General features: G+C 57.9%; 23 protein-coding genes. 14 read left to right on the top strand and 9 right to left on the bottom strand.

What is annotated here, in order from left to right; translation table 11 throughout:
• Positions 1–42 precede the first annotated feature (42 nt).
• A complete protein-coding gene (gene ilvD, locus ACTZWX_RS15730) occupies positions 43–1,719 on the top strand; it encodes a dihydroxy-acid dehydratase (protein ID WP_444714721.1) in 1,677 nt (558 codons plus the stop codon).
• Here ilvD and ACTZWX_RS15725 read toward each other — a convergent pair.
• From ACTZWX_RS15725 to ACTZWX_RS15705, 5 genes are all read right to left on the bottom strand, one after another.
• The gene (locus ACTZWX_RS15725; protein ID WP_444714720.1) at positions 1,716–1,895 is read right to left on the bottom strand and encodes a hypothetical protein; all 180 of its coding nucleotides are present in this window, start codon (positions 1,893–1,895) and stop codon (positions 1,716–1,718) included. The two genes, ilvD and ACTZWX_RS15725, sit on opposite strands and share 4 nt — an antisense overlap.
• A 322-nt stretch (positions 1,896–2,217) precedes the next feature.
• Positions 2,218–2,661 carry a cyanase gene (gene cynS / locus ACTZWX_RS15720; protein WP_444714719.1) on the bottom strand — a complete coding sequence of 148 codons (444 nt, stop codon included), beginning with the start codon at positions 2,659–2,661 and terminating at the stop codon, positions 2,218–2,220.
• Between the two features lie 28 nt (positions 2,662–2,689).
• Positions 2,690–3,598, bottom strand: coding sequence for an ABC transporter ATP-binding protein (locus ACTZWX_RS15715; protein WP_444714718.1), 909 nt, complete (start codon positions 3,596–3,598; stop codon positions 2,690–2,692).
• A gap of 57 nt (positions 3,599–3,655) precedes the next feature.
• Positions 3,656–4,486 carry a nitrate ABC transporter permease gene (gene ntrB, locus ACTZWX_RS15710; RefSeq protein ID WP_444714717.1) on the bottom strand — a complete coding sequence of 277 codons (831 nt, stop codon included), beginning with the start codon at positions 4,484–4,486 and terminating at the stop codon, positions 3,656–3,658.
• A gap of 2 nt (positions 4,487–4,488) precedes the next feature.
• A complete protein-coding gene (locus tag ACTZWX_RS15705) occupies positions 4,489–5,913 on the bottom strand; it encodes an ABC transporter substrate-binding protein (RefSeq protein WP_444714716.1) in 1,425 nt (474 codons plus the stop codon).
• Between the two features lie 302 nt (positions 5,914–6,215).
• Here ACTZWX_RS15705 and ACTZWX_RS15700 point away from each other — a divergent pair, with 302 nt between their 5' ends.
• Positions 6,216–8,114: a sigma 54-interacting transcriptional regulator gene (locus tag ACTZWX_RS15700; protein ID WP_444714715.1), complete on the top strand. Its 1,899-nt coding sequence runs from the start codon at positions 6,216–6,218 to the stop codon at positions 8,112–8,114.
• A gap of 456 nt (positions 8,115–8,570) precedes the next feature.
• On the opposite strand, the gene ACTZWX_RS15695 is transcribed toward ACTZWX_RS15700, so the two are convergent.
• The 4 genes from ACTZWX_RS15695 to ACTZWX_RS15680 form a co-directional block, all read right to left on the bottom strand.
• Positions 8,571–9,905: a sodium-dependent transporter gene (locus ACTZWX_RS15695; protein ID WP_444714714.1), complete on the bottom strand. Its 1,335-nt coding sequence runs from the start codon at positions 9,903–9,905 to the stop codon at positions 8,571–8,573.
• Positions 9,906–10,458: 553 nt separating this feature from the next.
• Positions 10,459–11,637 (bottom strand): thiolase family protein, encoded by a 1,179-nt coding sequence (locus ACTZWX_RS15690; RefSeq protein ID WP_444714713.1) that lies wholly within the window; start codon positions 11,635–11,637, stop codon positions 10,459–10,461.
• A gap of 480 nt (positions 11,638–12,117) precedes the next feature.
• Positions 12,118–13,266, bottom strand: coding sequence for an acyl-CoA dehydrogenase family protein (locus ACTZWX_RS15685; protein ID WP_444714712.1), 1,149 nt, complete (start codon positions 13,264–13,266; stop codon positions 12,118–12,120).
• An 80-nt stretch (positions 13,267–13,346) separates the two neighbouring features.
• Positions 13,347–14,108 carry an SDR family NAD(P)-dependent oxidoreductase gene (locus ACTZWX_RS15680; protein ID WP_444714711.1) on the bottom strand — a complete coding sequence of 254 codons (762 nt, stop codon included), beginning with the start codon at positions 14,106–14,108 and terminating at the stop codon, positions 13,347–13,349.
• A 104-nt stretch (positions 14,109–14,212) separates the two neighbouring features.
• Between ACTZWX_RS15680 and ACTZWX_RS15675 the strand changes: the two genes are divergently transcribed.
• The 12 genes from ACTZWX_RS15675 to ACTZWX_RS15620 all read left to right on the top strand — a co-directional run bounded on the left by ACTZWX_RS15675 (position 14,213) and on the right by ACTZWX_RS15620 (position 26,403).
• Entirely contained in the window at positions 14,213–14,623 is a 411-nt protein-coding gene (locus ACTZWX_RS15675; RefSeq protein ID WP_444714710.1) for a MerR family transcriptional regulator, read from the top strand.
• A 76-nt stretch (positions 14,624–14,699) separates the two neighbouring features.
• Positions 14,700–15,866: an isovaleryl-CoA dehydrogenase gene (locus ACTZWX_RS15670; protein ID WP_138435632.1), complete on the top strand. Its 1,167-nt coding sequence runs from the start codon at positions 14,700–14,702 to the stop codon at positions 15,864–15,866.
• A 232-nt stretch (positions 15,867–16,098) separates the two neighbouring features.
• On the top strand, positions 16,099–17,706 hold the full coding sequence (locus ACTZWX_RS15665) for a carboxyl transferase domain-containing protein (RefSeq protein ID WP_444714709.1): 1,608 nt from the start codon (positions 16,099–16,101) through the stop codon (positions 17,704–17,706).
• 14 nt (positions 17,707–17,720) lie between these two features.
• Positions 17,721–18,524 carry an enoyl-CoA hydratase-related protein gene (locus tag ACTZWX_RS15660; RefSeq protein ID WP_444714708.1) on the top strand — a complete coding sequence of 268 codons (804 nt, stop codon included), beginning with the start codon at positions 17,721–17,723 and terminating at the stop codon, positions 18,522–18,524.
• Positions 18,525–18,529: 5 nt separating this feature from the next.
• Positions 18,530–20,524, top strand: coding sequence for an acetyl/propionyl/methylcrotonyl-CoA carboxylase subunit alpha (locus ACTZWX_RS15655; RefSeq protein ID WP_444714707.1), 1,995 nt, complete (start codon positions 18,530–18,532; stop codon positions 20,522–20,524).
• Positions 20,524–21,432, top strand: a complete 909-nt coding sequence (locus tag ACTZWX_RS15650) for a hydroxymethylglutaryl-CoA lyase (RefSeq protein WP_444714706.1) — start codon at positions 20,524–20,526, stop codon at positions 21,430–21,432. The genes ACTZWX_RS15655 and ACTZWX_RS15650 overlap by 1 nt, the downstream gene beginning before the upstream one ends.
• A gap of 226 nt (positions 21,433–21,658) precedes the next feature.
• On the top strand, positions 21,659–22,234 hold the full coding sequence (locus ACTZWX_RS15645; RefSeq protein ID WP_432210645.1) for a peroxidase-related enzyme: 576 nt from the start codon (positions 21,659–21,661) through the stop codon (positions 22,232–22,234).
• A 53-nt stretch (positions 22,235–22,287) separates the two neighbouring features.
• Positions 22,288–23,988, top strand: coding sequence for an AMP-binding protein (locus ACTZWX_RS15640; protein WP_444714705.1), 1,701 nt, complete (start codon positions 22,288–22,290; stop codon positions 23,986–23,988).
• Positions 23,989–24,270: 282 nt separating this feature from the next.
• Positions 24,271–24,867 carry a PIN domain-containing protein gene (locus ACTZWX_RS15635; protein WP_444714704.1) on the top strand — a complete coding sequence of 199 codons (597 nt, stop codon included), beginning with the start codon at positions 24,271–24,273 and terminating at the stop codon, positions 24,865–24,867.
• 98 nt (positions 24,868–24,965) lie between these two features.
• Positions 24,966–25,583 carry a hypothetical protein gene (locus ACTZWX_RS15630; RefSeq protein ID WP_444714703.1) on the top strand — a complete coding sequence of 206 codons (618 nt, stop codon included), beginning with the start codon at positions 24,966–24,968 and terminating at the stop codon, positions 25,581–25,583.
• Between the two features lie 216 nt (positions 25,584–25,799).
• Positions 25,800–26,078 carry a type II toxin-antitoxin system RelE/ParE family toxin gene (locus ACTZWX_RS15625; RefSeq protein WP_152437606.1) on the top strand — a complete coding sequence of 93 codons (279 nt, stop codon included), beginning with the start codon at positions 25,800–25,802 and terminating at the stop codon, positions 26,076–26,078.
• 10 nt (positions 26,079–26,088) lie between these two features.
• Positions 26,089–26,403, top strand: a complete 315-nt coding sequence (locus tag ACTZWX_RS15620) for a HigA family addiction module antitoxin (RefSeq protein WP_444714702.1) — start codon at positions 26,089–26,091, stop codon at positions 26,401–26,403.
• The last annotated feature ends 49 nt before the right edge of the window (positions 26,404–26,452 follow it).

The following is a 26,452-nucleotide window of genomic DNA, read 5'->3' as shown; positions in this document are numbered from 1 at the left end:
GAGACTGATTTCGTTTACAACATTGGATTGGGAGGTATTGCTATGACCACGGACAAACGACGTCGTTATTCCGCACCGGTGGTGGATGGTATTAACAAGTCTGCCAGTCGCGCGATGTTGCGTGCGGTGGGGTTTCAGGATGAGGACTTTCGGAAGCCGCAGGTAGGTATTGCCTCTACCTGGAGTAATCTGACGCCCTGCAATATGCACATTGACGGTCTGGCCCGGGAAGCGGCCAAGGGGGCAGACGCAGCCGGTGGTAAGAGTCTGATTTTCAATACCATCACGATTTCTGACGGCATCGCCAACGGCACGGAGGGGATGAAGTATTCGCTGGTGTCGCGGGAGGTGATTGCGGACTCTATTGAGACTGTGGCCGGTTGTGAGGGTTTTGACGGGCTGGTGGCAATTGGTGGCTGCGACAAGAACATGCCGGGCTGCCTGATGGGGCTGGCGCGGCTGAACCGACCGTCGGTGTTTGTTTACGGCGGTACCATCATGCCTGGCAAGAATCACACCGATATTATCTCCGTGTTCGAAGCAGTGGGCGCCCATGCACGCGGGAACATGGACCTGATCGAGGTGAAGCAGATCGAGGAAACGGCGATTCCCGGGCCGGGTTCCTGTGGCGGTATGTATACTGCCAACACCATGGCCTCGGCCATTGAGGCCATGGGCATGAGCCTGCCCGGTAGTTCGGCGCAGAATGCGGTGTCTGACACCAAGTTGGCCGATTGTGAAGCTGCGGGCGCGGCGGTGCTGAAGCTGCTGGAAGCGGATATCAAACCGTCAGACATCATGACTCGAGAGGCTTTCGAGAACGCAATTACCGTGGTCATTGCTCTGGGCGGTTCCACCAACGCGGTGCTGCACTTGCTGGGCATGGCCAGCACGGTTGGTGTGGAGTTATCGCTGGATGACTTCGTGCGCATTGGCAAACAGGTACCGGTGCTGGCTGACTTGCGGCCGTCAGGTCATTACATGATGTCTGAACTGGTAGCCATTGGCGGCATTCAGCCGTTGATGAAGATGCTGCTGGAGCGGGGCCTGTTGCACGGCGACTGCCTGACCGTCACTGGCAAATCCCTGGCTGAGAACCTGGCGAGCGTTGCTCCCTACCCTGAAGATCAGCAGATTATCCGGGCCTTTGAAAACCCAATCAAACAGGACAGCCATTTGCGCATTCTGTACGGCAACCTGGCACCAGAAGGCTCCGTTGCCAAGATCACCGGAAAGGAAGGCACCCACTTCTCCGGCCGGGCGCGAGTGTTCCACTCCGAAGAAGAAGCCCAGGAGCGCATTCTTGACGGCACCGTGGTGGCCGGCGATGTGCTGGTCATCCGCTACGAAGGCCCCAAAGGCGGCCCCGGCATGCGGGAAATGCTAAGCCCCACCTCCGCCATCATGGGCAAAGGCCTCGGCAGCGATGTTGCGTTGATCACCGACGGCCGATTCTCCGGCGGCAGCCACGGCTTCGTGGTCGGTCACATCACCCCGGAGGCGGCTGTTGGCGGGCCGATTGCCTTGGTGGAAGACGGCGACACCATCACCATTGACGCGGTCAACAACTCCATCACTCTGGAGATCTCTGATGAGGAAATGGAGAAACGCCGCCAGGCCTGGACGCCACCGGCACCAAGGTTTACTCGTGGGGTTCTCGCCAAGTATGCCCGGGTGGTCAGCTCTGCCTCCACCGGGGCCGTTACTGACCTGCCCTAGCCCGGCTGGGGCTCCTGGCCTTCCCGGTTTGCGGGCTGGGGGTCTGGCTTGGGCTCCCAGTTTTCCGGTTTGCGGGCTGGGTCTGGCTTGGGCTCCTGGCCTTCTGGTTGAGGGGCGGGTACGCGGGGTATGGGGTATTTTTCTTCTGGGAAAAACAACTCGCTGCGCTCAGACATCTTTTTCCCTGCCAAAAAAAATTCCCCATACCCCCCTACCGACGTGCAGCACAGGAATACCTAGGGTAAAAGCAAAGAAAATATCCCGAAGTGCGCGTGACCGTTTTACCGAATCGAGCCTTTCCCTTCCTGAATGCAAAAACGACAAGTGTTTTTATCAAGCGGATGCCCGCCAATGCCCGTCAGCGCGGGGTGGTTGTTGGATTTTTTGCCGGAAAAAGATGTCTGAGCGCAGCGAGTTGTTTTTCCAAAAAAATTCAACAGCCACCCCGCAAGCCCGCCCGCACAACGGGAAGGCTAGGGGGCGGACAAACTCCAATAATTACCAGGCCTTGTAAGGCAGGAACTTCCCGTTAAGTGTAACCACCACCCGGTCACCCTTGGGATTCTCCTCCTTCTCGATATCCATGGTGAAATCAATCGCACTCATGATGCCATCACCGAACTTCTCATGGATCAGCTCCTTCATGGTGTCGCCATACACACCCACAATCTCGTACAAACGGTAGATCAGCGGGTCCTGGGGCACACCGCCTTCCCAGGCTTTCTTCGGGCACACCTGCAATGCTTCTGCCACTGGCTTATCCAGGCCCAGGGTTTCGCACAGGGCGAACGCCTTGTCTTCGGTGAAGCTGTTCATACCCAGGCAAACTGAGGTGGTGAACACCGGCGACATACCAATGGATTCGGCAATGGCTTCCCAGGTCATGCCCTTGGCAACCTTGGCTTCCAGGATTTTTGCGGTCATCAGTTCTTTGTTCATCATGAGTATTTCCTCTTGTGGACAATCAACATCAAGCATTCACCGCTCTCGCGGTGGTTTCGGTCTTGGTCTCGGATTCGGCCGGCGCCGGGTAGGGCGTCAGCTCATCGGTGCTGGGGTCTACTACTCTCGGGCTGCCATCCCGCTCCGGCAGCGCTGAGCCACTGCGATTCACCAGAAAATCCACCAGGTAATGCCGGATCTTTTGATGGGCGGGGTTCTGGAAAATGGTGGCCCGGGAGCGTGGATGGGGGAGGTTTACCTTCACGCTTTCAGCGATGCGGGCGTTGGGGCCGTTGGACATCAGGAAGATGCGGTCAGACAGCAGAATGGCCTCATCCACATCGTGGGTGATCATGAACACAGTCTGGCGGGTTTCTTCCCAGATTTTTACCAGCTCGTCCTGAATCACCCCGCGGGTGAGGGCATCCAAAGCGCCGAAGGGTTCATCCAGCAACAGCAGCTCTGGCTGGGTAGCGAAGGCGCGGGCGATGCTCACTCGCTGGCGCATACCGCCAGATAGCTGGGAGGGCTTGCGGTCCATGGCGTGGTCCAGGCCGACCATTTTCAGGTAGCGCTCGCTGTGCTTTCGCACCCTCTCTTTGGACCAGCTGGGCCAGCGAGCCTTTACCCCAAAGATGATGTTGTTCAAAGCGGTTTTCCAGGGCAAGAGGCTGTAGTTCTGAAACACTACGCCGCGCTCCAGGCCCGGGCCTTTCACTTCCTTGCCGTTCATCACCACGTTGCCGGTGCTGGCCTCATCCAGGCCAGCCAACACGTTCAGGATGGTGGATTTGCCGCAGCCGGAATGGCCGATGATGCACACAAATTCACCTTTCTGCAGGGCAAAACGGATGTCTTCGAAGACCGTCAGTTCACCGCCCTGGCCATCCGGGTACACCTTCGACAGGCCGTCTACTTCCAGGAATGACTTACTCATAGCAATTCTCCAATCGGAGGGTTCTGGCGGGCGCTCGCTAAGCGGCGCCCTGCCCGCTCATTCTTTGTATTCAACCAGTGTCTGGGCTTTGCCCAGGGCCAGGTCCAGCAGCATGCCCACCACCCCGATCATCAGGATGGAGAAGATCACACTGGCCAGGTCGAGGTTGTTCCACTCGTTCCACACGTAGTAACCAATACCGGTGCCGCCAACGAGCATCTCCGCAGCCACAATCACCAGCCAGGCAATACCGATGGAAATGCGCATACCAGTCAGGATGGTGGGTGCTGCGGCAGGCAGGATCACCGTGACAGCGGTTTTGATCGGGCTCAGTTCATGGGTGCGCGCTACGTTCACCCAGTCCTGGCGCACGTTGGCTACGCCAAAGGCGGTGTTGAGCAGCATTGGCCAGATGGAACAGATGAAGATCACAAAGATGGCCGACTGCTCCGAATCCTGGATCACGAACAGCGCCAGGGGCATCCAGGCCAGGGGCGATATAGGCCGCAGCACCTGGATGTACGGATTCAGTGCCTTGTACATCAACGGCGACATGCCGATCAGAAAACCCAGGGGCAAGGCCACGGCCATGGCCCCGAGAAACCCGGTTAACACCCGGTAAATGGAATAGGCCAGCTGAGTACCAATACCTTTGTCGTTCGAGCCCCGGTCATAGAACGGGTCTGACAACTCGGCAACGGCATGCCGGATGATTTCTGATGGCGGCGGCACACGAGCCTCCTGATCAGCGCCCCCCATCAAAAGCTCGTATTCACTCAGCTCACCCTGCTGGGGTGCAATCACCTGGGTACTGAACTCCCAGATACCCAGGAACAGCACCAGAAACACCAGGGAGAGCATGCCTGCACGTACGCTAGTCGATGCCATGATCAGGACCTCCGGATATCAAAGCTCTGGACATACTCCTCCGGCTTGGCCGGATCGAAGGTCTTGCCCATGATGGTGTGGTTTTTATAGGTCTCGCTGGGCGCGCTATAACCCAGCTCTTCCATAACCTTGCGGGTTTCACCGGCCACATAGACCTGCTCCGCGATGCCCCGATAATCCACATCGCCCTCGATGTAACCCCAGCGCTTCATCTGGGTCAGAATCCATACGCCCATGGAATGCCAGGGGAAGGGATCGAAATCGATCCGCGCCGGATCATCCTTCACCTCACCCAGGCCGTCGGCATACCGGCCGGTCAGTACCTGCTGAATGACTGGCACCGGCTGGTTCAGGTAGTTTCGCGGGGCGATGGCTTCGGCGATTTCCTTGCGGTTCTCGGCTTTCTGCGAGTACTGGGTGGCATCGATGATCGCGCGCAGCAACGCACCATAGGTATTGGGGTTTTCACTGGCGAATTGCTGGCTGCAGGCGAAGGCACAGCAGGGGTGCCCTTCCCAGATATCTTTGGTCAGCATATGAATGAAACCCACCTTCTCCCACACCGCCCGCTGGTTGAACGGGTCTGGCGAGAGGTACCCATCGAGGTTGCCCGCGCGCAGGTTGGCAACCATTTCAGGTGGTGGTACCACCCGGATCTGCACGTCTCTGTCCGGATCAATACCGTGCTCGGCCAGGTAGTAGCGCAACAGGAAGTTGTGCATGGAGTATTCGAAGGGCACGCCAAACTTGAACCCTTTCCACTGTTTCGGGTCGCGTTTGTCCTGGTGGTCCACGTGCAGCACGATGGCCTGGCCGTTGATGTTCTCCACCGCCGGCATAATGAAGCGCTTGGCGGTGGAGCCCGCACCCATGGTCATGGCCAGGGGCATGGGAGTCAGCATGTGGGAGGCATCGTATTCGCCATTCAGGGACTTGTCCCGGGCCACCGCCCAACCGGCTGTTTTACTGACCGTAACGTCCAGTCCATAGCGCTCGTAGAAGCCCATTGGGTGCGCCATGATGATCGGCGTGGCACAGGTGATCGGCACAAAGCCAACGTTCAGCTTGGTTTTCTCCAGCTTGCCCAGAGACTCCTTCACCGCCGCCTTGGCTTTGTCCATGGGGAACACGGAACCGAGCAACGCGGCTGCGGTGCCTGCGCCCATCATCTTCATAAAGCTGCGGCGGCTATGATCGTTGTGACCAAACACCGAGCGCACCACGGCGCTCTCTATGGCTCGGTCCATCATGGCTTCCGAATCCATCGAGTCAGCGGATGCCAGTTCGCTCGGCTGCGATGACTGCCGCAGATTCAGCGACACGCTCGGCATACCATCACCCGGCTGACACTCCGGGCAACCACAGGTTTTCGCGTGGATCAGTGACTGATCGCCATCAAATGGGTTTCCAAGGCTTTTTGTCGTCATGGTGCACTCTCCCTACTCTCAGATAGTTTTTGCACTCTTTCGGTGCAACAAAGACTCTGGTCTGGCGCAGGCCGGGTTTTGGCCAACGCCATTCGCACGTTCTGAGATAGCTATTGCGGGGTTCGTGCCAACTTTCAGAAATTCTCTATCCGACTGTTTTTATAGACTTTTAAGAAATTCCCAATGATTCGGACGCGCTACGACATTTCGTACTCAACGATTTTTCGTAGCTTCTGCTTCGATTTTTCGTAGTTGGCACGTGCTTTGTTTGGTCTGTGCCATGCCCCAAATGGACCCCCGAGATGAACCACCCTGAACACGCAGACAGTTACCGCTGGATTGACCACCTGCCCGAGGCTGCCCTGCTGGTAGATGCCGGTCGGGATCTGATCCTGGCCGCCAACAGCGCCATGGGGCGAATGGCGGGCACAGACCGGCACTCCATCGCAAACAAGTCGTGCACCCAACTGTTTGCAGACCAACGGCCGCAGCTGATCAACTTCACTGAGGAAACCTTGTTCCGCAGCCACGGCTGGAGCCGGGATTTCCACATCAGGCATCGGGACGGCCACGCGATTGAGCTGGAGATTTCATCATCCTGCGTGGGTGAGGCAGAGGCACAAACCTTGTTGCTACTGCTGCGCGACCGGCGGCAGCTGAGAACACTCAGGGAGCGCCACGAAGCCAACCATTATCACCGTGGCGGCTTGTTGGAATGGCGGCGTGTGGAAGAGTTGTTCAAGGATATGGAGCGGGAAAACCAGCTGATTCTCCACGCCGTTGGCGAAGGCATTTACGGGGTGGACGCCGAAGGCCGCACCACCTTCGCCAATCCCGCCGCCGAGCGCATGCTGGGCTGGCGCATGGATGAACTCATGGGGCGCGTGATACACCGTGTTGTGCATCACTCCCACGAAGACGGCAGCCTGTTCCCACTGAAAGAATGCCCCATCTACGGCGCTTTCCGGGATGGCAGCATCAAGCGCGTTGGCGACGACTGGTTCTGGCGCAAAGACGGCACCGGGTTCCCAGTGGAGTACACCAGCACCCCGATCATGGACAACGGCCACCCGGTGGGTGCGGTTGTGGTGTTCCGGGACATCTCCGCCAGACTGCAAGCCCAGAAGGAACTGCAGTCAGCACTGGAAGAAGTAGAGAGCCTGAAACGCCGGCTGGAAATGGAAAATGCCTACCTACAGGAAGAACTCAGCGCGGAGTTCCACTTCCACGAGATTCTTGGGCAGAGCGATGCCATCAAGGCCATCGTGCGGCGCATCGGCATGGTGGCTCCGACAGACGCCAACGTTCTGATCACCGGCGAATCCGGCACCGGCAAGGAGTTGATTGCCCGCGCCATCCACCAGGCCAGCACCCGACGAGACCGCCCGCTGATCCGAGTGAACTGCGCCGCCATTCCAAAAGACCTGTTCGAAAGCGAATTCTTCGGCCACATCAAGGGCGCCTTCACCGGCGCCGTTAACGACAGAATCGGCCGCTTTGAACTGGCCGATGGAGGCACCCTGTTTCTGGATGAGGTAGGCGAAATTCCATTGGAACTTCAGGGCAAGCTCTTGCGGGTGCTTCAGGATCAGCAGTTTGAGAGAGTTGGCGAGAACAAAACCCGGGCCGTTGATGTCAGAGTCATTGCCGCCACCAACCGGGATTTAAAAACGGAGGTGCAGGAGAAGACCTTCCGGGAGGACCTGTACTTCCGACTTAACGTCTTCCCGGTCGAGTCCATTCCCCTGCGCAGGAGGCTTGAAGACATCCCGATGCTGGCCCAGGAGTTCCTGAACCGGGCGTGTCAGAAATTCAATCGACCGCCACTGATTCTGACAGAGCGGGACGTGGTTACCCTCAAGGCCTATCACTGGCCGGGCAATGTCCGGGAGCTGGAAAACGTGATCGAGCGCCAGGTGATTACCGCCGATGGCCGCCTGGACCTTGACCTTCCGGGTGTCGAACCTTCTGCGCATGCCGCAGCGAACTCAACGCCATCGCGTCATTACGACAGTGAGCTGTTAACTGAGGCTGATCTGAAGGAGCTGGAGAAGCAGAACCTGATTAAGGCGCTGAGAATGACCGGCGGGCGCATCTTCGGAGATGACGGGGCAGCGGCACTACTTGGCATCAAGCCGACGACTCTGAACTCACGCCTGGGCAAGCTCAAGCTTGATGCTCGGCAGTATCGGGCTTCCTGAGTGTTGGCTTGGGTTTCTGGACTTCTGGCTTGGGCTCCAAGCCTGTTTGGTTTGCGGGCGGGTACGGGGGGTATGGGGTATTTGTCTTCTGGGAAAAACAACTCGCTTCGCTCAGACATCTTTTTCCCTGCCAGAAAAATACCCCATACCCCCCTACCGACGTGCAGCACTGGAATACCGAGGGTAAAAGCAAAGAAAATATCCCGAAGCGCGCATGACCGTTTTACCGAATCGAGCCTTTCCCTTCCTGAATGCAAAAACGACAAGGGCTTTTATCAAGCGACTACCCACCAATGCCCGTCGGCGCGGGGTGGCTGTTGGATTTTTTGCCGGAAAAAGATGTCTGAGCGAAGCGAGTTGTTTTTCCAAAAAAAATCCAACAGCCACCCCGCAAGCCCGCCCGCAAACCAGCAGGCTAGGAGCCCAAGCCAGCCCCCACCTCCACAGCAAGGGAGGCTACGAGCTAAAGCCAAGCTGGCTGAGCGCGTAGGTGACTACAATCCAGAGCAGCACCAGCACCGGCAGAAACCGACCGACCAGGTAAATCCGCCATTCCCACCAACGGCTCTCGGTGCCCAAAACGGTCCGGATTCGCTGCGGGGGTATAAACCAGCAGAACAAGGCGGCCCCGAGCACCCCGGAGAATATAATCACGTTACCGCCAGCCACCCGGTCGATCACATCCAGCACAGGCTCACCGGCAATGGTCCATTCCAGAGGCGTGAAACTCAATGCCGATGCTGTACCGAGCACCAGCATCACCACGGTGACGATACTGACAGCCACCGCATTACTGAGGCGGAACTCCTCCGCCACTGCGGCAATCATCACCTTCAAGCCCGCCAGGCTGGAGCTAAACGCGGCCATGAAGAATAACGCGAAGAAAAGCACGCCAACCCAGTAACCACCACGCATATCCTCAAACACCTGCGGCATGGTGACAAATGCCAGCTGACTGCCTTCGGTAGGCTCCATGCCCAGACTGAACACAAACGGGAAGATCATCCACCCCGCCAGCAAGGCAACGCTGGTCTCAGTACCGGCAACCACAAGACAAGCCCGGGGCACATGCGTTTTTCGAGGAATAAAGCTGCCATAGGTGACCAGATATCCCTGCCCGATGGCGAGGGTGTAAAACGCCTGACCAAAGGCAAACGCCCACAAACGACCGTCTGCAAGACGGCCCCAGTCTACGTCAAAAAAGAAGGATTTGGTTTGCTCCCACCCCGGGGTAGTCGAGGCAAACAACATCAGGCCGACCATCACCACAAGCAGAGCGGGCATCAGCATTTTTGAGAAGACTTCAATCGCCTTCACATCTCGGGCCAGGATGATGGCAGCCAGTACGGTTACGATCAGGAAGTACCATAGCGAGTTGTAACCGGCACTGTATTCACTGAACACACGCAGGTCATCCGTGGCCGCATCCACCGCATAACCCAGTGTCCAGCCGGTGATCACCAGGTAATAGCTGGTGATAGCCATGGTGATCAGCACCACAAACCAGCCATAAAGGGCGCCAAACCGGTTCACCTGTCGGAAGGTCTGAACGGTACTACCCTCAGACAACCGCCCGGCGGCAACCTCCAGAATCATAATGGGCAGGACCACAATCACCAACGCCAGCAGGTAAGCCACCACGAAGGCCCCACCGCCGTTTTCCCCAACCATGTAGGGAAAGCGCCAAAGGTTCCCGAGGCCAACGGCGGCCGCTGCCATGGAGAACACAAAGGCCGGCTCTGAACTCCATTGCTTTCTGGATTCTTCAATAAACTCGTGGCGTTTGGTCACCTTTGCCTGGCTCCCTTGGTCTGACTTATCTGCACCAGAGCCTAACAAATCAGCCGTTAAGGTTCATGACTGGGGTCAACGCGTTCCTGGTTCCTGGACTTCGGGCTTGAGCTCCTAACCTGCTGCTCCTGGCCTGCTGGTTGAGGGGCGGGTACGCGGGGTATGGGGTATTTTTCTTCTGGGAAAAACAACTCGCTTCGCTCAGACATCTTTTTCCCTGCCAGAAAAATACCCCATACCCCCCTACCGACGTGCAGCACTGGAATACCGAGGGTAAAAGCAAAGAAAATATCCCGAAGCGCGCATGACCGTTTTACCGAATCGAGCCTTTCCCTTCCTGAATGCAAAAACGACAAGGGCTTTTATCAAGCGACTACCCACCAATGCCCGTCGGCGCGGGGTGGCTGTTGGATTTTTTGCCGGAAAAAGATGTCTGAGCGAAGCGAGTTGTTTTTCCAAAAAAATCCAATAGCCACCCCGCAAGCCCGCCCGCAAACCGGAAGGCTGGGAGCCCAAGCCCCCCGCCAATCAGTCAGAGAGCTCAGAGCGGAACTCAGACCACCTCGATGGCTACTGCCGTAGCCTCACCACCGCCAATGCACAGCGATGCAACACCACGCTTCAGGCCGCGCTGCTTGAGGGCATTGATCAGGGTGATGATGATCCGGGAGCCGGAGGAGCCAATGGGATGGCCCAGGGCGCAGGCGCCGCCGTGCACGTTGACTCTCTCCGCTGGCAATTTCAGCTCGTTGATGGCGGCCAGGGTGACCACCGCGAAGGCTTCGTTGATCTCGAACAGGTCTACATCATCCAACGTCCAGCCGGCTTTCTTCAGCACTTTTTCGATCGAGCCGATGGGGGCCAGCGTGAACTCAGCCGGCAAGCGGGCATGGGTGGCGTGGGCCACGATTCTGGCTTGTGGAACAAGGCCTCGGGCATCTGCTTCAGCCGCTGAAGTCAGCACCAGGGCAGAGGCGCCGTCGCTGATAGAGCTGGAGTTGGCGGCAGTTACCGAACCGTCTTTGGCGAAGGCTGGTTTCAGTTGCGGGATCTTTTCGGGCTTGGCATTGCCGGGTTGTTCGTCGGTGTCGACTTCGGTATCACCACCTCGGCCGGCAACGGTCACCGGAATAATTTCATCCCGGAACCAGCCGTTCTGGATGGCCGCCAGCGCTTTTTGCAGGGAACCAATGGCGAACTCGTCCATGGCCTGGCGGGTGATGTTGAATTTATCAGCGGTGCGCTGTGCGAAGACGCCCATCAGCCCGCCTTCGTAGGCGTCTTCGAGGCCATCAAGGAACATGCTGTCCATCACCTGGCCGTGGCCCATGCGCATGCCGGCGCGGGCTTTGGGGAGCAGGTACGGTGCCTGGCTCATGTTTTCCATACCGCCGGCGACCATGATGTTGTTGGTACCGGCTTTGATCTGGTCATGGGCCATGATGACGGCTTGCATGCCGGAGCCGCACATTTTGTTGATGGTTGTGCAGCCACTGCTATCCGGGATACCGGCGGCGCGGGATGCCTGGCGCGCGGGTGCCTGGCCGAGGCCGGCGGGCAGTACGCAGCCCATGATAATTTCCTGAATGTCTGCCGGCTGCAATCCTGCGCGTTCAATGGCGGCCTTGATCGAAACGGCACCCAGCTCCGGGGAGCGCACCGAGCTCAAAGAGCCCATCATCCCGCCCATCGGGGTTCTTGCGGAGCCGGCTATTACGATGTCGTTGTTCATGTTTTATGTTCTCCTTCAACGGAATCTAGTTGGTGTACTGGTTTTGTTGATCGGTCTTGTTTGGGCTCCTAGCCTTTCGGGTGTGCGGGCGGGTACGCGGGGTATGGGGTATTTTTCTTCTGGGAAAAACAACTCGCTTCGCTCAGACATCTTTTTCCCTGCCAGAAAAATACCCCATACCCCCCTACCGACGTGCAGCACTGGAATACCGAGGGTAAAAGCAAAGAAAATATCCCGAAGCGCGCATGACCGTTTTACCGAATCGAGCCTTTCCCTTCCTGAATGCAAAAACGACAAGGGCTTTTATCAAGCGACTACCCACCAATGCCCGTCGGCGCGGGGTGGCTGTTGGATTTTTTGCCGGAAAAAGATGTCTGAGCGAAGCGAGTTGTTTTTCCAAAAAAAAATCCAACAGCCACCCCGCAAGCCCGCCCGCACATCCGGAAGGCTTGGAGCCCCACTCAAAACCAACCAAAGAAGTCAGCGCCCAAGCACCGACCGGGCAATAATCTCTTTCATCACCTCTGAAGTACCGCCGTAAATCCTCTGCACCCGGGCGTCGATAAAGTTCCGGGAAATCGGATACTCGGTGGTGTAACCGTAGCCCCCAAACAGCTGTAGGCAGCCATCGGCCACCCGGCACTGCATCTCCGTGGCGCTGTACTTGGCCATAGACGCCGTGGGCGCATCCAACTTGCCGTCTTCGTATTCGCGGATGCACTGATCAACAAACGCCTTGTTGATGCGGTAGTCGGTTTCCATGCGGGCGATTTCGAAACGGGTGTTCTGAAGCTGGCTGAGTTTCTGGCCGAACAGTTCCCGCTCCTGGGCGTAGGCAATGGTCAGGTCCAGGGAGCCACGGGCGGCGGCAACGCCGAGGGCGCCGATCACCAGGCGTTCGCGGGGCAGTTCGCGCATCAGGTACATGAAGCCCTGCCCTTCTTCGCCCAACAAAGCGGATGCGGGAACACGCATGTCGGAGAAGAACAGCTCGGAGGTGTCGCCAGAATGCTGGCCGATTTTGTCCAGGTTGCGGCCTTTGCTGAAGCCCGGTAGCGAAGTATCCACCAGGAACAGGCTGATGCCTCGGGCCCCGGCTTTGGGGTCGGTTTTGGCGGCGACGATTACCATGTCGGCGTGCTGGCCGTTGGTGATGAAGGTTTTGGAGCCATTGAGGATGTAGTCGTCACCATCTTTTACCGCGCTGGTGCGCACGGCCTGCAGGTCGCTGCCGGCGCCGGGTTCGGTCATGGCGATGGCGCCGACGGCTTCGCCGGAAACCATTTTGGGCAACCATTGCTGGCGCTGCGCCTCGTTGCCGATGTGGCTGAGGTAAGGCGCGACGATGTCCGAATGCACCATCACATTGGTGGACAACGCCCCGAACCCCATGCGGGCCATTTCTTCACCCACCACCACAGAAAACTGGAAAGGCGCACCAATGCCGCCGCAGACTTCCGGCACGTCGACACACAGTAAACTGGCGTTGCCCAGGGTGTTCCATAGCTCCCGTGGCACAATGCCGCTTTTCTCCCAGGCCTCGTAGTGCGGTTTCACCTCGGCTTCCAGAGCCTTGATCACCGACTCCCGAAACATGGCCAATTCTTCTTGATCGACGTGGTTGGTCATATCACTCACCTGTTGTTATTTGTTCGCTTGTGGCGAATCCTGTTGCCTGAACCCGCTTGTGACGGGTGGTTTGCGTCAATTCACTTGGGCGCCATGCGCAGGGCGCAATCCAGGCGAATCACTTCGCCGTTCAAAATCGGGTTGCGCACCATCTGGTCTACCATCATGCCGAACTCTTCCGGCTTACCCAATCGCTTGGGGAACGGCAGTGTCGCCGCCAGGCTGTCCTGCACTTCTTCCGGCATACCGGCCATCATCGGGGTCATAAACAGGCCCGGAGCAATGGTGTTCACGCGGATACCTTCACGGGCCAATTCGCGGGCGGATTGCAAAGTTAACGCCACAACCCCGCCCTTGGAGGCACTGTAGGCAGCCTGGCCGATCTGGCCCTCATAGGCGGCCACAGAAGCAGTATTGATGATCACGCCTCGCTCGCCATCGGCGTTCGGCTCACGCTGGGCCATATCTGCTGCGGCCAGGCGCAGGATGTTGAAGGTACCAATCAGGTTGACCTGGATCACCTTGCTGAAGCTGTCCAGCAGCATCACACCTTCCCGGCCCAGAATCTTCGCCGCCGGCGCAATGCCTGCGCAGTTAACTGCAACACCACAGGGGCCATGGGCTTCCCGCGCGACGTTGATGGCCGCTTCGGCACTTTGTGCGGAGCTTACATCGCACTCAAGGAAGATCCCGCCGATGTCTGCGGCCACTTTCTCACCCTGTTCTTTCTGAAGATCCAGGATGGCCACCTTGCACCCGGCCGCCGCCAAAGCCCGCGCTGCGCCCTCGCCCAGCCCGGAAGCCCCGCCTGTTACAATGGCCGCCACATTCTTGAATTCCATCATGCACTCCTATTCTCAGGATTGTATTTGTTCAAAATCGGACCCGAAAACTACTTTACGTTTACGTAAACTTTATCTAACCTTGGTCTAAAAAGGAAATCGTGATGAACGAAAAAAGAACCTTCAGCATCAGCGAGCTCTCCCAGGAGTTCGACGTGACAACCCGAAGCATCCGATTCTACGAGGATCAGGGCCTGCTCAAGCCCACCCGAAGGGGCCAAACCCGGATCTTCAGCACCAAAGACAGGGTTCGGTTGAAGCTCATTCTCCGGGGCAAGCGCATGGGCTTCTCCCTGGCGGAAACCAGAGAATTGTTCGACCTGTGGGACGAAACCCTCACCGGTAACGAAAAACAGCTTTTGAAAATGCTGGAAATCCTCGCCGACAGGCGCGCCCAGCTAGAACAACAGAAAAACGACATCGCCCAGGCGGAAATGGAAATCGACACCGCCGAAACCCGGTGCCGCGAAGCACTGGAAGAGCTGCAGAAGAAGAAACAGCAGGGCACAGGATAAAAAGAATCCAAACAAACCGCCACCTGAGCGTGACGAAGCACACAGACCCGATTCAAGAACAACAAGGTAGCCAACGATGAAATCACAATACTCAGAACTCAATTTTGGTCTCGGCGAAACCCTCGACATGCTGCGCGAACAGATCAACGGCTTCGCCGCCGCTGAAATCGCACCTCGTGCCGAAGAAATCGACCGCAACAACGAGTTCCCCATGGACCTGTGGCGGAAAATGGGCGACATGGGCCTGCTGGGTATCACCGTGGGCGAACAATACGGCGGCTCAGACATGGGCTACCTGGCGCACGTCATCGCCATGGAAGAAATCAGCCGCGCCTCCGCCTCCGTTGGCTTGTCTTACGGTGCCCACTCAAATCTGTGCGTTAACCAGATTCACCGCAACGGCACCGAAGAACAAAAACAGAAGTACCTGCCCAAACTGGTCAGCGGCGAACACATCGGCGCCCTGGCCATGTCTGAGCCCAACGCCGGCTCCGACGTTATCTCCATGAAACTGTCCGCCCGCGACGAAGGCGACCACTACGTCCTCAACGGCAACAAAATGTGGATCACCAACGGCCCGGACGCCAACACCTACGTGATCTACGCCAAAACCGACGTCAAAGCCGGCTCCAAAGGCGTCACCGCCTTCATCGTAGAACGCGACTACCCCGGCTTCAGCCGCCACCAGAAACTCGACAAACTCGGCATGCGTGGCTCCAACACCTGCGAACTGGTGTTCGAAGACTGCAAAGTACCCAAAGAAAACGTCCTCGGCGGCGAAGGCAACGGCGCCCGCGTTCTCATGAGTGGCCTCGACTACGAACGCCTCGTCCTCTCCGGCGGCCCGCTGGGCATCATGCAAGCCGCCATGGACGTGGTCGTACCCTACATCCGCGAACGCAAACAGTTCGGCCAGGCCATCGGCGAATTTGAACTGGTACAGGGCAAAGTCGCCGACATGTACACCTGGATGAACACCGCCAAATCCTACGTCTACATGGTCGCCATGTCCGCCGACCGCGGCGAAACCACCCGCAAAGACGCCGCCGGCGCCATCCTCTACTCCGCCGAAATGGCCACCAAACTGGCCCTGGACGCCATCCAACTGCTCGGTGGCAACGGCTACATCAACGAATACCCCACAGGCCGCCTGCTGCGAGACGCCAAACTGTATGAAATCGGCGCGGGCACGTCTGAGATCCGGCGGATGCTGATCGGGCGGGAATTGTTCCTGAACAAGTAACGTTTTGCGCGGAAATCACTGACCAACTCAAACGAGGCCCTGCGGAAAGCACAATTACCCAGACGGCCAGCACCTAAAGTCAGACAAGGTGCTGGCAGGATGCCCTTCCGGGAATCTCGAAGGCCATGGATGGCCGGAGCGAAGCGCACATGGATGTGCTCGTAGCGTTTCCCGGAAGGGCATCCTGCCAGCGCCGCGCCCCCACAAAAGGGCCGATGCACGGACTATTAAAATGACGATACTCCAAAGCAAAATAAACCCGAGGTCCGATGAGTTCCTGGCCAACCAGAACGCCATGGCCAAAGCCGTCGCAGACCTGAAAGAAAAAGTCGCCACCATCCAGCAAGGCGGCGGCCCAAGCTACCAGGAACGCCACATCGCCCGCGGCAAACTGCTGCCCAGAGAGCGCATCAACCGCCTCCTCGATGACGGCTCCCCGTTCCTCGAAATCGGCCAGTTCGCCGCCTACAACGTCTACGACGAAGAAGTCCCAGCAGCTGGCGTCGTCGCCGGCGTGGGCCGCGTCTCCGGCACCGAATGCATGATCATCGCCAACGACGCCACCGTCAAAGGCGGCAGCTACTACCCGCTGACCGTCAAAAAGCACCTGCGCGCCCAGGAAATCGCCCTGGAGAACCGCCTGCCGTGCATCTACCTGGTCGACTCAGGCGGCGCCAACCTGCCCCGGCAGGACGAAGTCTTCCCGGACCGCGACCACTTTGGCCGCATCTTCTACAACCAGGCCAGAATGTCTGCCGACGACATCCCCCAGATCGCCGTCGTCATGGGCCTGTGCACCGCCGGCGGTGCCTACGTGCCCGCCATGGCGGACGAATCCATCATCGTGCGCGATCAGGGCACTATCTTCCTGGCCGGCCCGCCACTGGTCAAAGCCGCCACCGGCGAAGTGGTCAGCGCCGAAGACCTGGGCGGTGCAGACGTGCACTGCAAAATCTCCGGCGTGGCCGACCACTACGCCGAAAACGACGCCCACGCCCTGGACATCGCCCGGCGCTGCATCTCCAACCTCAACCGCCGCAAACCGGTCGACGTGGAAATCCGCAAGCCGAAGGCGCCCCTGTACAGCGCGGACGAAATCTACGGCATCGTTGGCACTGACTTACGCAAACAGTTCGACGTGCGCGACGTGATCGCCCGCATTGTCGACGGCTCCGAATTCGATGAATTCAAACGCTACTACGGCCAAACCCTGGTCACCGGCTTTGCGCACATTCACGGCTACCCGGTGGGCATCATCGCCAACAACGGCATCCTGTTCAGCGAGTCCGCGCAAAAAGGCGCGCACTTCATCGAGCTGTGCTGCCAGCGCAACATCCCGCTGCTGTTCCTGCAGAACATCACCGGCTTTATGGTGGGCCAGAAATACGAAGCCGAAGGCATCGCCAAACACGGCGCCAAGATGGTGATGGCGGTAGCCTGTGCCAACGTACCGAAGATCACCGTTCTGATCGGCGGCTCTTTTGGCGCGGGCAACTACGGCATGTGCGGCCGCGCCTACAGCCCGGATTTCTTATGGATGTGGCCGAACGCCCGTATCTCTGTAATGGGCGGCGAACAGGCCGCCGGCGTACTCGCCACCGTCAAAAGGGAAGGCATGGAGCGCAAAGGCCAGGACTGGAGCAGCGACGAAGAAGCCAAATTCAAGCAGCCGATCATCGACACTTATGATCACCAGGGCCACCCCTATTACGCCAGCGCGCGCCTGTGGGACGACGGCGTGATCGACCCGGCCCAGACCCGCGAAGTGGTTGCCCTGAGCCTGTCTGCCACCCTCAACCGACCCGCCAAGCCAACACGCTTCGGCGTGTTCCGGATGTGATGGAGGACATCGCCATGACCGATCAGGAACCAGCGGTTCGCCTCAATCACCGCGCCAAGGGCGTCACCGAGGTCGTCCTCAACCGCCCAGACAAACGCAACGCCTTTGACGACGTCATCATCCAGCAACTGATCAAGGCGCTGGAACAGGTAGACACAGACAACAACACCCACGTTGTCATCCTGCGCTCCGAAGGCAAACACTTCTCCGCCGGAGCGGATCTGGGCTGGATGCGCCGCATGGCGGACAACAGCCGACAGGAAAACCTGGACGACTCGCGGCAACTAGCGCGGCTGATGAACGTGCTCAACCACCTGGCCAAGCCGGTGATCGGCCTGGTTCAGGGAGCCGCCTTTGGAGGCGCCGTTGGCCTGGCCGCCTGTTGCGACATCGTACTGGCCACCGAGAAAGCCAGCTTCTGCCTGAGCGAAGTCAAACTGGGCCTGATTCCCGCCGTGATCAGCCCCTACGTGGTGCGTGCCATCGGTGAGCGCCAGGCCCGGCGCTACTTTATCAGTGCCGAAGTCTTCACCGCCCGGCAAGCCGAACACTTCGGTCTGGTGCACGAAGTGTGTGAAGACGAAAGCGCCATGGAACGCCGCTGCGACGAACTGCTTTTGCAGCTTGCCCTCAACGGGCCAGAAGCCATGAAAGCCGCCAAAGATCTGGTATTTGCCGTCAGCCACAAGGTGATCGGCCAGGACGTGATCGACGACACCGCACAACGCATCGCGGACATCCGGGTGGGTGCAGAGGGACAGGAGGGCCTCAGCGCCTTTCTGAACAAGCGCAAGGCCAACTGGGTTCCGGAGGAATAACAACAATGTTCAGCAAAATTCTGATTGCCAACCGCGGCGAAATCGCCTGCCGGATCATCCATACCGCCCATCGCATGGGCATTCGCTGCGTTGCCGTGTATTCCGATGCAGACGCCGACGCCCGGCATGTGGCCATGGCCGACGAAGCCTTCCACATTGGCCCGGCCCCCAGCTCCGAGAGCTACCTGAAAGCCGACAAGATCATTGAAATTGCAAAAGAGAGCGGCGCCCAGGCCATCCATCCGGGTTACGGATTCCTGTCTGAGAACACCCAGTTCGCCGAAGCCTGCGAAGCCAACAACATCGTGTTCATCGGCCCGCCCTCCTCCGCCATCGCAGCCATGGGTTCCAAATCCGCCGCCAAGGCCATCATGGAAAAAGCCGGCGTGCCGCTGGTGCCCGGCTACCACGGCGACGACCAATCCCCGGAAACCCTGCGCCAGGAGGCTGAGAAATGCGGTTTCCCACTGCTGCTGAAAGCTGTTGCCGGTGGCGGTGGCAAAGGCATGCGCGTGGTCGAACGCATGGAAGACTTCGACGACGCCCTGGCCGCCGCCAAACGGGAATCAAAGAACGCCTTCGGCAACCCGGACATGCTCATCGAACGCTACCTGACCCAGCCGCGCCACGTGGAAATCCAGGTGTTCTGTGATCAAAGCGGCAAGGGCGTGTACCTGGCGGAACGGGACTGCTCCGTGCAGCGCCGCCACCAGAAAGTCCTGGAAGAAGCCCCAGCGCCGGGCCTGAGTGACGAAACCCGCAAAGCCATGGGCGAAGCCGCCGTTAAAGCCGCCCAGGCCATCAACTACGTGGGCGCTGGCACCGTGGAATTCCTCTACGACGTAGACGGCTCCTTCTTCTTCATGGAAATGAACACCCGCCTGCAGGTGGAACACCCGGTCACCGAAATGGTCACCGGTCAGGATCTGGTGGAATGGCAGCTGAAAGTGGCCTGGGGCGAACCCCTGCCACTGGAGCAATCCGAGGTAAAAACCCGGGGCCACGCCCTGGAAGCCCGCATCTACGCCGAAGACCCGGACCAGGACTTCCTGCCCGCCACCGGCAACCTGCGCTACCTGAGCACGCCGGATGAAAGCGCCCATGTGCGGGTGGACACCGGTGTTACTGAAGGCGATGACATCAGCATCCATTACGACCCGATGATCGCCAAACTCATCGTGTGGGACGAAACCCGGGACCAGGCCATCAACCGCATGGTCCAGGCCCTGGAGCACTACCGCATTGCCGGCGTGAAAACCAATATCCGCTTCCTGCACGCCCTGGCCGACGCCCAGCCGTTTCGGGAGGCAGAGCTGACTACCGGCTTCATCGAGGACCACCGGGCACTGCTGTTCCCGAAATCCAGGCTGGATACCCACAAAGCCCTGGTGCTGGCTGCCGGCTTTGTGCTGGAACAACGCAAATCCCGGGAAGTGATCAGCACCGACCCCTGGTCGCCCTTTGCCCGCCAGAACAGCTGGCGCATGAACTCCGAATACGCCCAGCCGCTGCAGTTGCAGGTAGGTGAAGACGTCCACGACCTGAAAATTCTGGAGCGGGACGACCGCTACCAGGTGTTTGTTGGCGGCAGTGTGTACAACCTCACGGCCAAACTGGACGACGACTACCTGCAGGCGGTCATCAACGGCCATCGCATCAGCATCCACGGCAATCTGCAAAACGACCAGCTGGTGCTCTTCTACGAGGGCGACACCTTCAACTGCACCCTCTACAAAGAAAGCTACGGCTTTGAGGAAATGGCCGGCGAAGGCAGCCTGGCCGCCCCCATGAACGGCGCCATCGTCGCCGTGCAAGCGAAGGTCGGCGACCAGGTCAAAGCCGGCCAAAGCCTGGTGATCATGGAAGCCATGAAGATGGAACACGCCATCAAAGCCCCGGCCGACGGCGTTGTCACCGACATCTTCTTCGCCGAAGGCGACCAGGTCTCCGAAGGCGCCGAGCTGATCGCCATCGAAGTCACCGAAGAGGAGGCAGGCTGATGGCCTTTCCCAAACAGGTGCGCCTGGTTGAGATGAGCCCCCGGGACGGCCTGCAAAACGAGCCCGGCGCAGTGATTGCCACCACCATCAAAACCGGCCTCATCGACCGCCTGGCCGACTGCGGCCTGAGCCACATCGAAGCCGCCAGCTTTGTGTCGCCCAAATGGGTGCCACAAATGGCCGACGCCGCCGAGGTGATGGCCGGCATCACCCGCAAACCCGGCGTACGCTACTCCGCCCTCACCCCCAATCTGAAAGGTTTCGAGGGCGCCCTGGCCGCGAAGGCAGACGAAGTCGCCGTATTCGGCGCCGCCTCGGAAAGCTTCACCAAAAAGAACATCAACTGCACCATCGCCGAAAGCCTGGAACGCTTCGCCCCGGTGCTGGAAGAAGCCCGCAAACACGGTATCCCCGTGCGCGGATATGTTTCCACCGTCATGGGCTGTCCCTACGAAGGCGACATCGCCCCGGCACAAGTCGCCATCGTAGCCAAAGCCCTGTACGACATGGGCTGCCACGAAATCTCCCTGGGCGACACCATCGGCGTAGGCACCCCGCTAAAAGCCAAACGCATGCTCGAAGCCGTCGCCGCTCACGTGCCCATGGAAAAACTCGCGGCCCACTTCCACGATACCTACGGCCAGGCCCTGGCCAACCTGTACGCGGTGCTGAAGGAGGGTGTGAGCGTTATTGATGCCTCCGTCGCTGGCCTCGGCGGCTGCCCCTACGCCAAAGGCGCATCCGGCAATGTAGCCACCGAAGACGTGCTATACCTGCTTAACGGTCTGGGCATAGAAACCGGCGTTGATCTCGAAAAGTTAGTAGCCACCGGCGACTGGATCAGCAACCAGCTGAACCGCCACAACGGTTCCAAAGTCGGACAAGCACTAGGCGGACACTGCCAATGATCGAATTGGGGAGCCGGTACACCTTCCCGGGACTGTCTGCAGCATGGATGCTGCAGACAACGTACATGGGTTCGGCCGAGCGTTTAAGAAGCGAAGCTTCTTGCGACAGCCGAACGACCGCAATCTGCGATTGCGGGCCGGACCCGCTCACGGGTATTCACAGCGTGTCCCGGGAAGGTGTACCGGCTCCCCAACACGCCCAAGCAAGAAGGCTAGGAGCCCAAGAATGAGCAACAAAAACGTGGTAGCCCTGGATCTCCCCATCCCGGAGATCAGCGACATGCCCGAAGACACCCAAAAGTACTTCCAGATCTGCCAGGAAAAACTCGGCATGATCCCCAACGTACTCACCGCCTACAGCCACAACCTAAAACAGCTCGAAGGCTTCACCCGCCTCTACAACGAACTCATGCTCGGCGAAAGCGAACTCAGCAAACTCGAGCGGGAAATGGTGGCCGTTGTGGTCTCCTCAGAGAACAAATGCTTCTACTGCCTGGTCGCCCACGGTGCCGCCGTTCGGGTACTGAGCGGCGACCCAGCTCTGGGCGAACACATGGTGATGAACTACCGCAGCGCCAAACTCGATCAACGCCAGCGCGCCATGCTCGATTTCGCGTCCCTGCTCACCCGCACACCCGCCCTTGTTACCGAAGAACACACCCAGGCCCTGCGAGACGCCGGCCTGAGCGACCGGGGCATCTGGGACCTGAGCAACCTGATCGGCTTTTACAATATGAGTAACCGCGTGGCCATCGCCAGCGACATGCAACCCAACCCGGAATACCACAGCCAGAGTCGCTAGCAAGTGCGTTGACTTGCCAGCCCTCAATTACAAAAACAAATGGAGGCAGAGATATGAGCAAGACTCTCCCAAGTTCCAATCCCAGCTATACGAGCAGCACCGCCGATAAACCGCTACTGGGCATGACCATCGGCGACATGCTCGACCGCACCGCCGAAAAATTCCCCAACAACGACGCCCTGGTGTGCCTGCACCAGGACATCCGCTGGACCTACAAAGAGTTTGTCGACAAGGTCAACGAAGCCGCCCGCGCCTTTATGGCCATCGGCGTCAAACGCGGTGACCGGGTAGGCATCTGGTCCCCCAACCGCTATGAGTGGACCGTTACCCAGTTCGCCACCGCCAAAGTCGGCGCCATCCTGGTAAACATCAACCCGGCTTACGGCGTGCACGAACTCCAATACGCCCTCAACCTGGCCGGCATCACCACCCTGGTCACCGCAGACAGCTTTAAAGCCTCCAATTACCGGGCAATGATCTACGAGCTGGCACCCGAACTGAAACGCAGCGCCCCTGGCAAACTCAAAGCCGATCACCTGCCAGACCTTCGCGCCGTCATCAACATGCACGAAGACAAGCACGACGGCATGTGGACCTGGAAAGAATTCATCGGTTTTGCCAGCGACGTGTCCGAAGCCGATCTCAGCAAACGCCAGAGCGAGCTGCAGTTTGATGACCCCATCAACATTCAGTTCACCTCCGGCACCACTGGCAACCCCAAAGGCGCCACCCTCACCCACCACAACATCCTCAACAACGGCTACTTTGTGGGTGAAAGCCAGCGCCTGACCGAGAACGACCGCCTGGTCATCCCCGTGCCCCTGTACCACTGCTTCGGCATGGTGATGGGCAACCTGGGCTGCATTACCCACGGCACCGCTATGATCTACCCGGGCGAAGGTTTTGACCCTAAAACCGTACTGCAGGCCGTGCACCAGGAAAAGGCTACCGCCCTGTACGGCGTACCCACCATGTTCATCGCCGAACTGGCCGACCCGGAGTTCGACAGCTACGACCTTTCCACCTTGCGCACCGGCATCATGGCTGGCTCCATCTGCCCGGCCGAGGTGATGAAGAAGGTCAACAGCAAGATGAACATGAAGGAGGTGCAGATCGCCTACGGCATGACCGAAACCAGCCCGGTCTCCACCCAGACCAGCTCCCAGGACCCGTTCGAAAAACAGGTGACCACCGTGGGCCGAACACAACCTCACCTGGAAACCAAAATCGTCGACCCAGGCACCGGCAACGTGGTGCCCCGCGGCGAAATTGGCGAACTCTGCACCCGCGGCTACAGCGTGATGTTGAAGTACTGGAACAACGAAGAGAAAACCCGCGAAGCCATCGACGACGCCGGCTGGATGCACACCGGCGACCTGGCCACCATGGACGAAGACGGCTACATCCAGATCGTCGGCCGCATCAAGGATATGGTGATTCGCGGCGGCGAGAACATCTACCCGAAAGAAATCGAAGAATTCCTCTACACCCACCCCGCCATCGAAGACGTGCAGGTAACCGGCATACCCGATGAGAAATACGGCGAAGAACTGATTGCCTGGGTAAAACTGCGCCCAGACACAGACCCGGTGACTGGAGAAGACCTGCAGGCCTTCTGCAAAGGCAAAATCGCCCACTTCAAGATTCCGAAGAACTACAAGTTTGTCGACTCCTTCCCGATGACCGTCACCGGGAAGATTCAGAAGTTCAAAATGCGGGAGATTTCGATTGAGGAGATGGGGTTGAAGAAGTAAGCCATCCCCCTGCGCCAGTCACACCCTTCAGACCCCGGCCTTGTGTCGGGGTTTTTATTTTTCTGCGGTGACTTCGCCTTGGGGCTTCAATCATGAAGCGCTCTTCGTTTTTGCGCGGCGTTATTACAAGAATTCTGGATAGTTGTTTTGCAGGACCATGATTTATAGGCTATTTTGTTGATTAGCTTACAAACCAAGCGGTGATCGTGAGGCGGTCGCGTTTTTGTTGGCGGTGTGACTGCTGCCTAATTGCTGCTAGGGCCAAAAACAAGGAGAGTCTGCTTGGCAACAAACTATGTCTTGATAGATTTTGAAAATGTGCAGCCGAGTAACCTGGAGGTTCTCAAACGGCACCCTTTCAAGGTGGTGGTTTTCGTTGGTGCGAACCAGGTAAAGATACCGTTTGACCTAGCTGCTGCGATGCAGGGGCTTGGTGATGCTGCACGATATATAAAAATTACGGGCACAGGCAAAAACGCTCTCGATTTCCACATTGCCTATTACATTGGTGAGCTGGCTGCCAAGGACTCAGGTGCGTACTTCCACATCATTTCCCGAGATACCGGTTTTGACACGCTGATCAAGCATCTCAAATCGCGTGGCATCAAAATCCAGCGTGAGCGAGACTTAGCGGAAATTCCTGTAGTAAGAATGTCCACGGCTACCTCTACCGACGATATGGTGTCCGCCATCGTGAAAAACCTGGCAGGCCGGGGGCAGTCTCGCCCTCGCAAGGTGAAGACGCTCTCTAACACCATCAATTCGCTATTCACAGAGAAGCTGTCGGAACAGCAGCTAAGCTCAATTGTGAAGGACCTTGAGCAGCGTAAATACATAAAGGTGAATAACGGCAATGTTTCGTACCAATTGCCGCACTAGCCCTAACAATCGCAGGTACGGCGACGTCTTTTACATTGCGGCTTCGCCTCCATTCCAAAGCCGCGCATGCTGCGGGCGTTAGTTCGTAAGGAGAGTTCGTGGAACAAGGTGTGGTAGAGGCAACTTCTATGGCGGTTTGGCTAGACCCGAAGATAGTAGTGCCGGCTGTAAGCGTTGTGCTTGCGTCCGTTATAATGCCAGTCTTGCTCCACTACTCAAAAGCGAAAAGGGAGCGTGAAGACAAAGTCTTCGAAATAAGGACAAAAGTATATACCGAATACTTTCGAAAATTCGAAGAAGCTGCCGCAGGAGTGGGTGTTGATTATGAAGAGTTTTCAAAGGTGACGCTGCGAAATGCGTTTCGAGACTTCCTTGAAGCCAAAAGCTCTCCTGATGCCCTAATCAAATTTCAGGATGAAGTTGGGAAATTTCCTCATCAGATTCAGGATTCTTATAGAAAGGCTACTCAAGAAATTACAACGCTCAAAATTCTGGGGTCTGACAGGCTTTTCTATTTAACCTCAGAATTTGAACAGCTAAATCAAGAAATTCTGGAGATGTCTTCTGAATTGCTGGGTGAAATGCAGCAAGCCCTTGCGTCGCAAGAGTTCGAGACGCCAATTGCTAAGAAAATGAAGGATAAAGGGCAAAAGATTAAGAACCTTAAGGACGAAATTATTAACCAAATGCGTTCAGAGCTGAATCTAGGAAAATGAACTAACAATCCCAGGCACAGCGACAGCTTTTTCATTGCGGCTGCACTCGAGCCTGGGCTACCAATCCCCGGAGGATTATGAAAAGCTCAGTGCGTAAAGTGTCCACCAAAGTGGTGCAATATCACCGCGCTTGCTGCAGGCGTTATGCCTTTCTCCAGACCTACCTGCCAGATAATAACGGTTGACGTTATTGACGAAGGGCGTCATTATTGAACCATGATCATATCGTTCAAGTGTAAGGATACCGAGAAACTGGCAAGTGGACGCCGCGTCAGGCGCTTCGTCAATTTCGAGCGAGTTGCCTTGAGGAAAATTCGGCAACTCCAAGCTGCAAGCCAGTTGGATGATTTGAAAGTACCGCCCGGAAATATGTTGGAGCCATTGCATGGTGACCGCCAAGGCCAGCACAGCATTCGAATCAACAAACAGTTCCGGGTTTGCTTCCGCTGGACCAAGGCTGGCGCGGAAGATGTCGAAATTGTTGATTACCATTAGGAGGTGGCTCATGCGCAACATTGATGCTGTCACGCCAGGCGAGTTGCTGAAAGAAGAGTTTCTGGAGCCGATGGGCATTTCTCAATACCGCCTGGCCAAAGAAATTGGGGTGCCTGCTCAGAGAATAGGCCAGATCATTGCGGGAAAACGTTCGATTACCGCAGACACGGACCTGCGACTCTGTCGCTTCTTTGGTTTGTCTAACGGCTACTGGTTGCGAGCTCAGGCAGCCTACGACACTGAGATTGCGGAAGATGCCCTGGAGGATCAGTTAAAGAATATTCGTCCGTGGACTGCTGTATCGGAAATTGGGCACACGGCATAACCAACGGCTGCACAGTGACCGATTTTCCGCCGCTTAGCGGCCTCAAACC

Origin of the sequence: Marinobacter sp. NSM (assembly GCF_052380025.1) — a bacterium.
Lineage (GTDB): Bacteria > Pseudomonadota > Gammaproteobacteria > Pseudomonadales > Oleiphilaceae > Marinobacter.
This window is presented reverse-complemented; position numbering and strand designations above follow the sequence as displayed.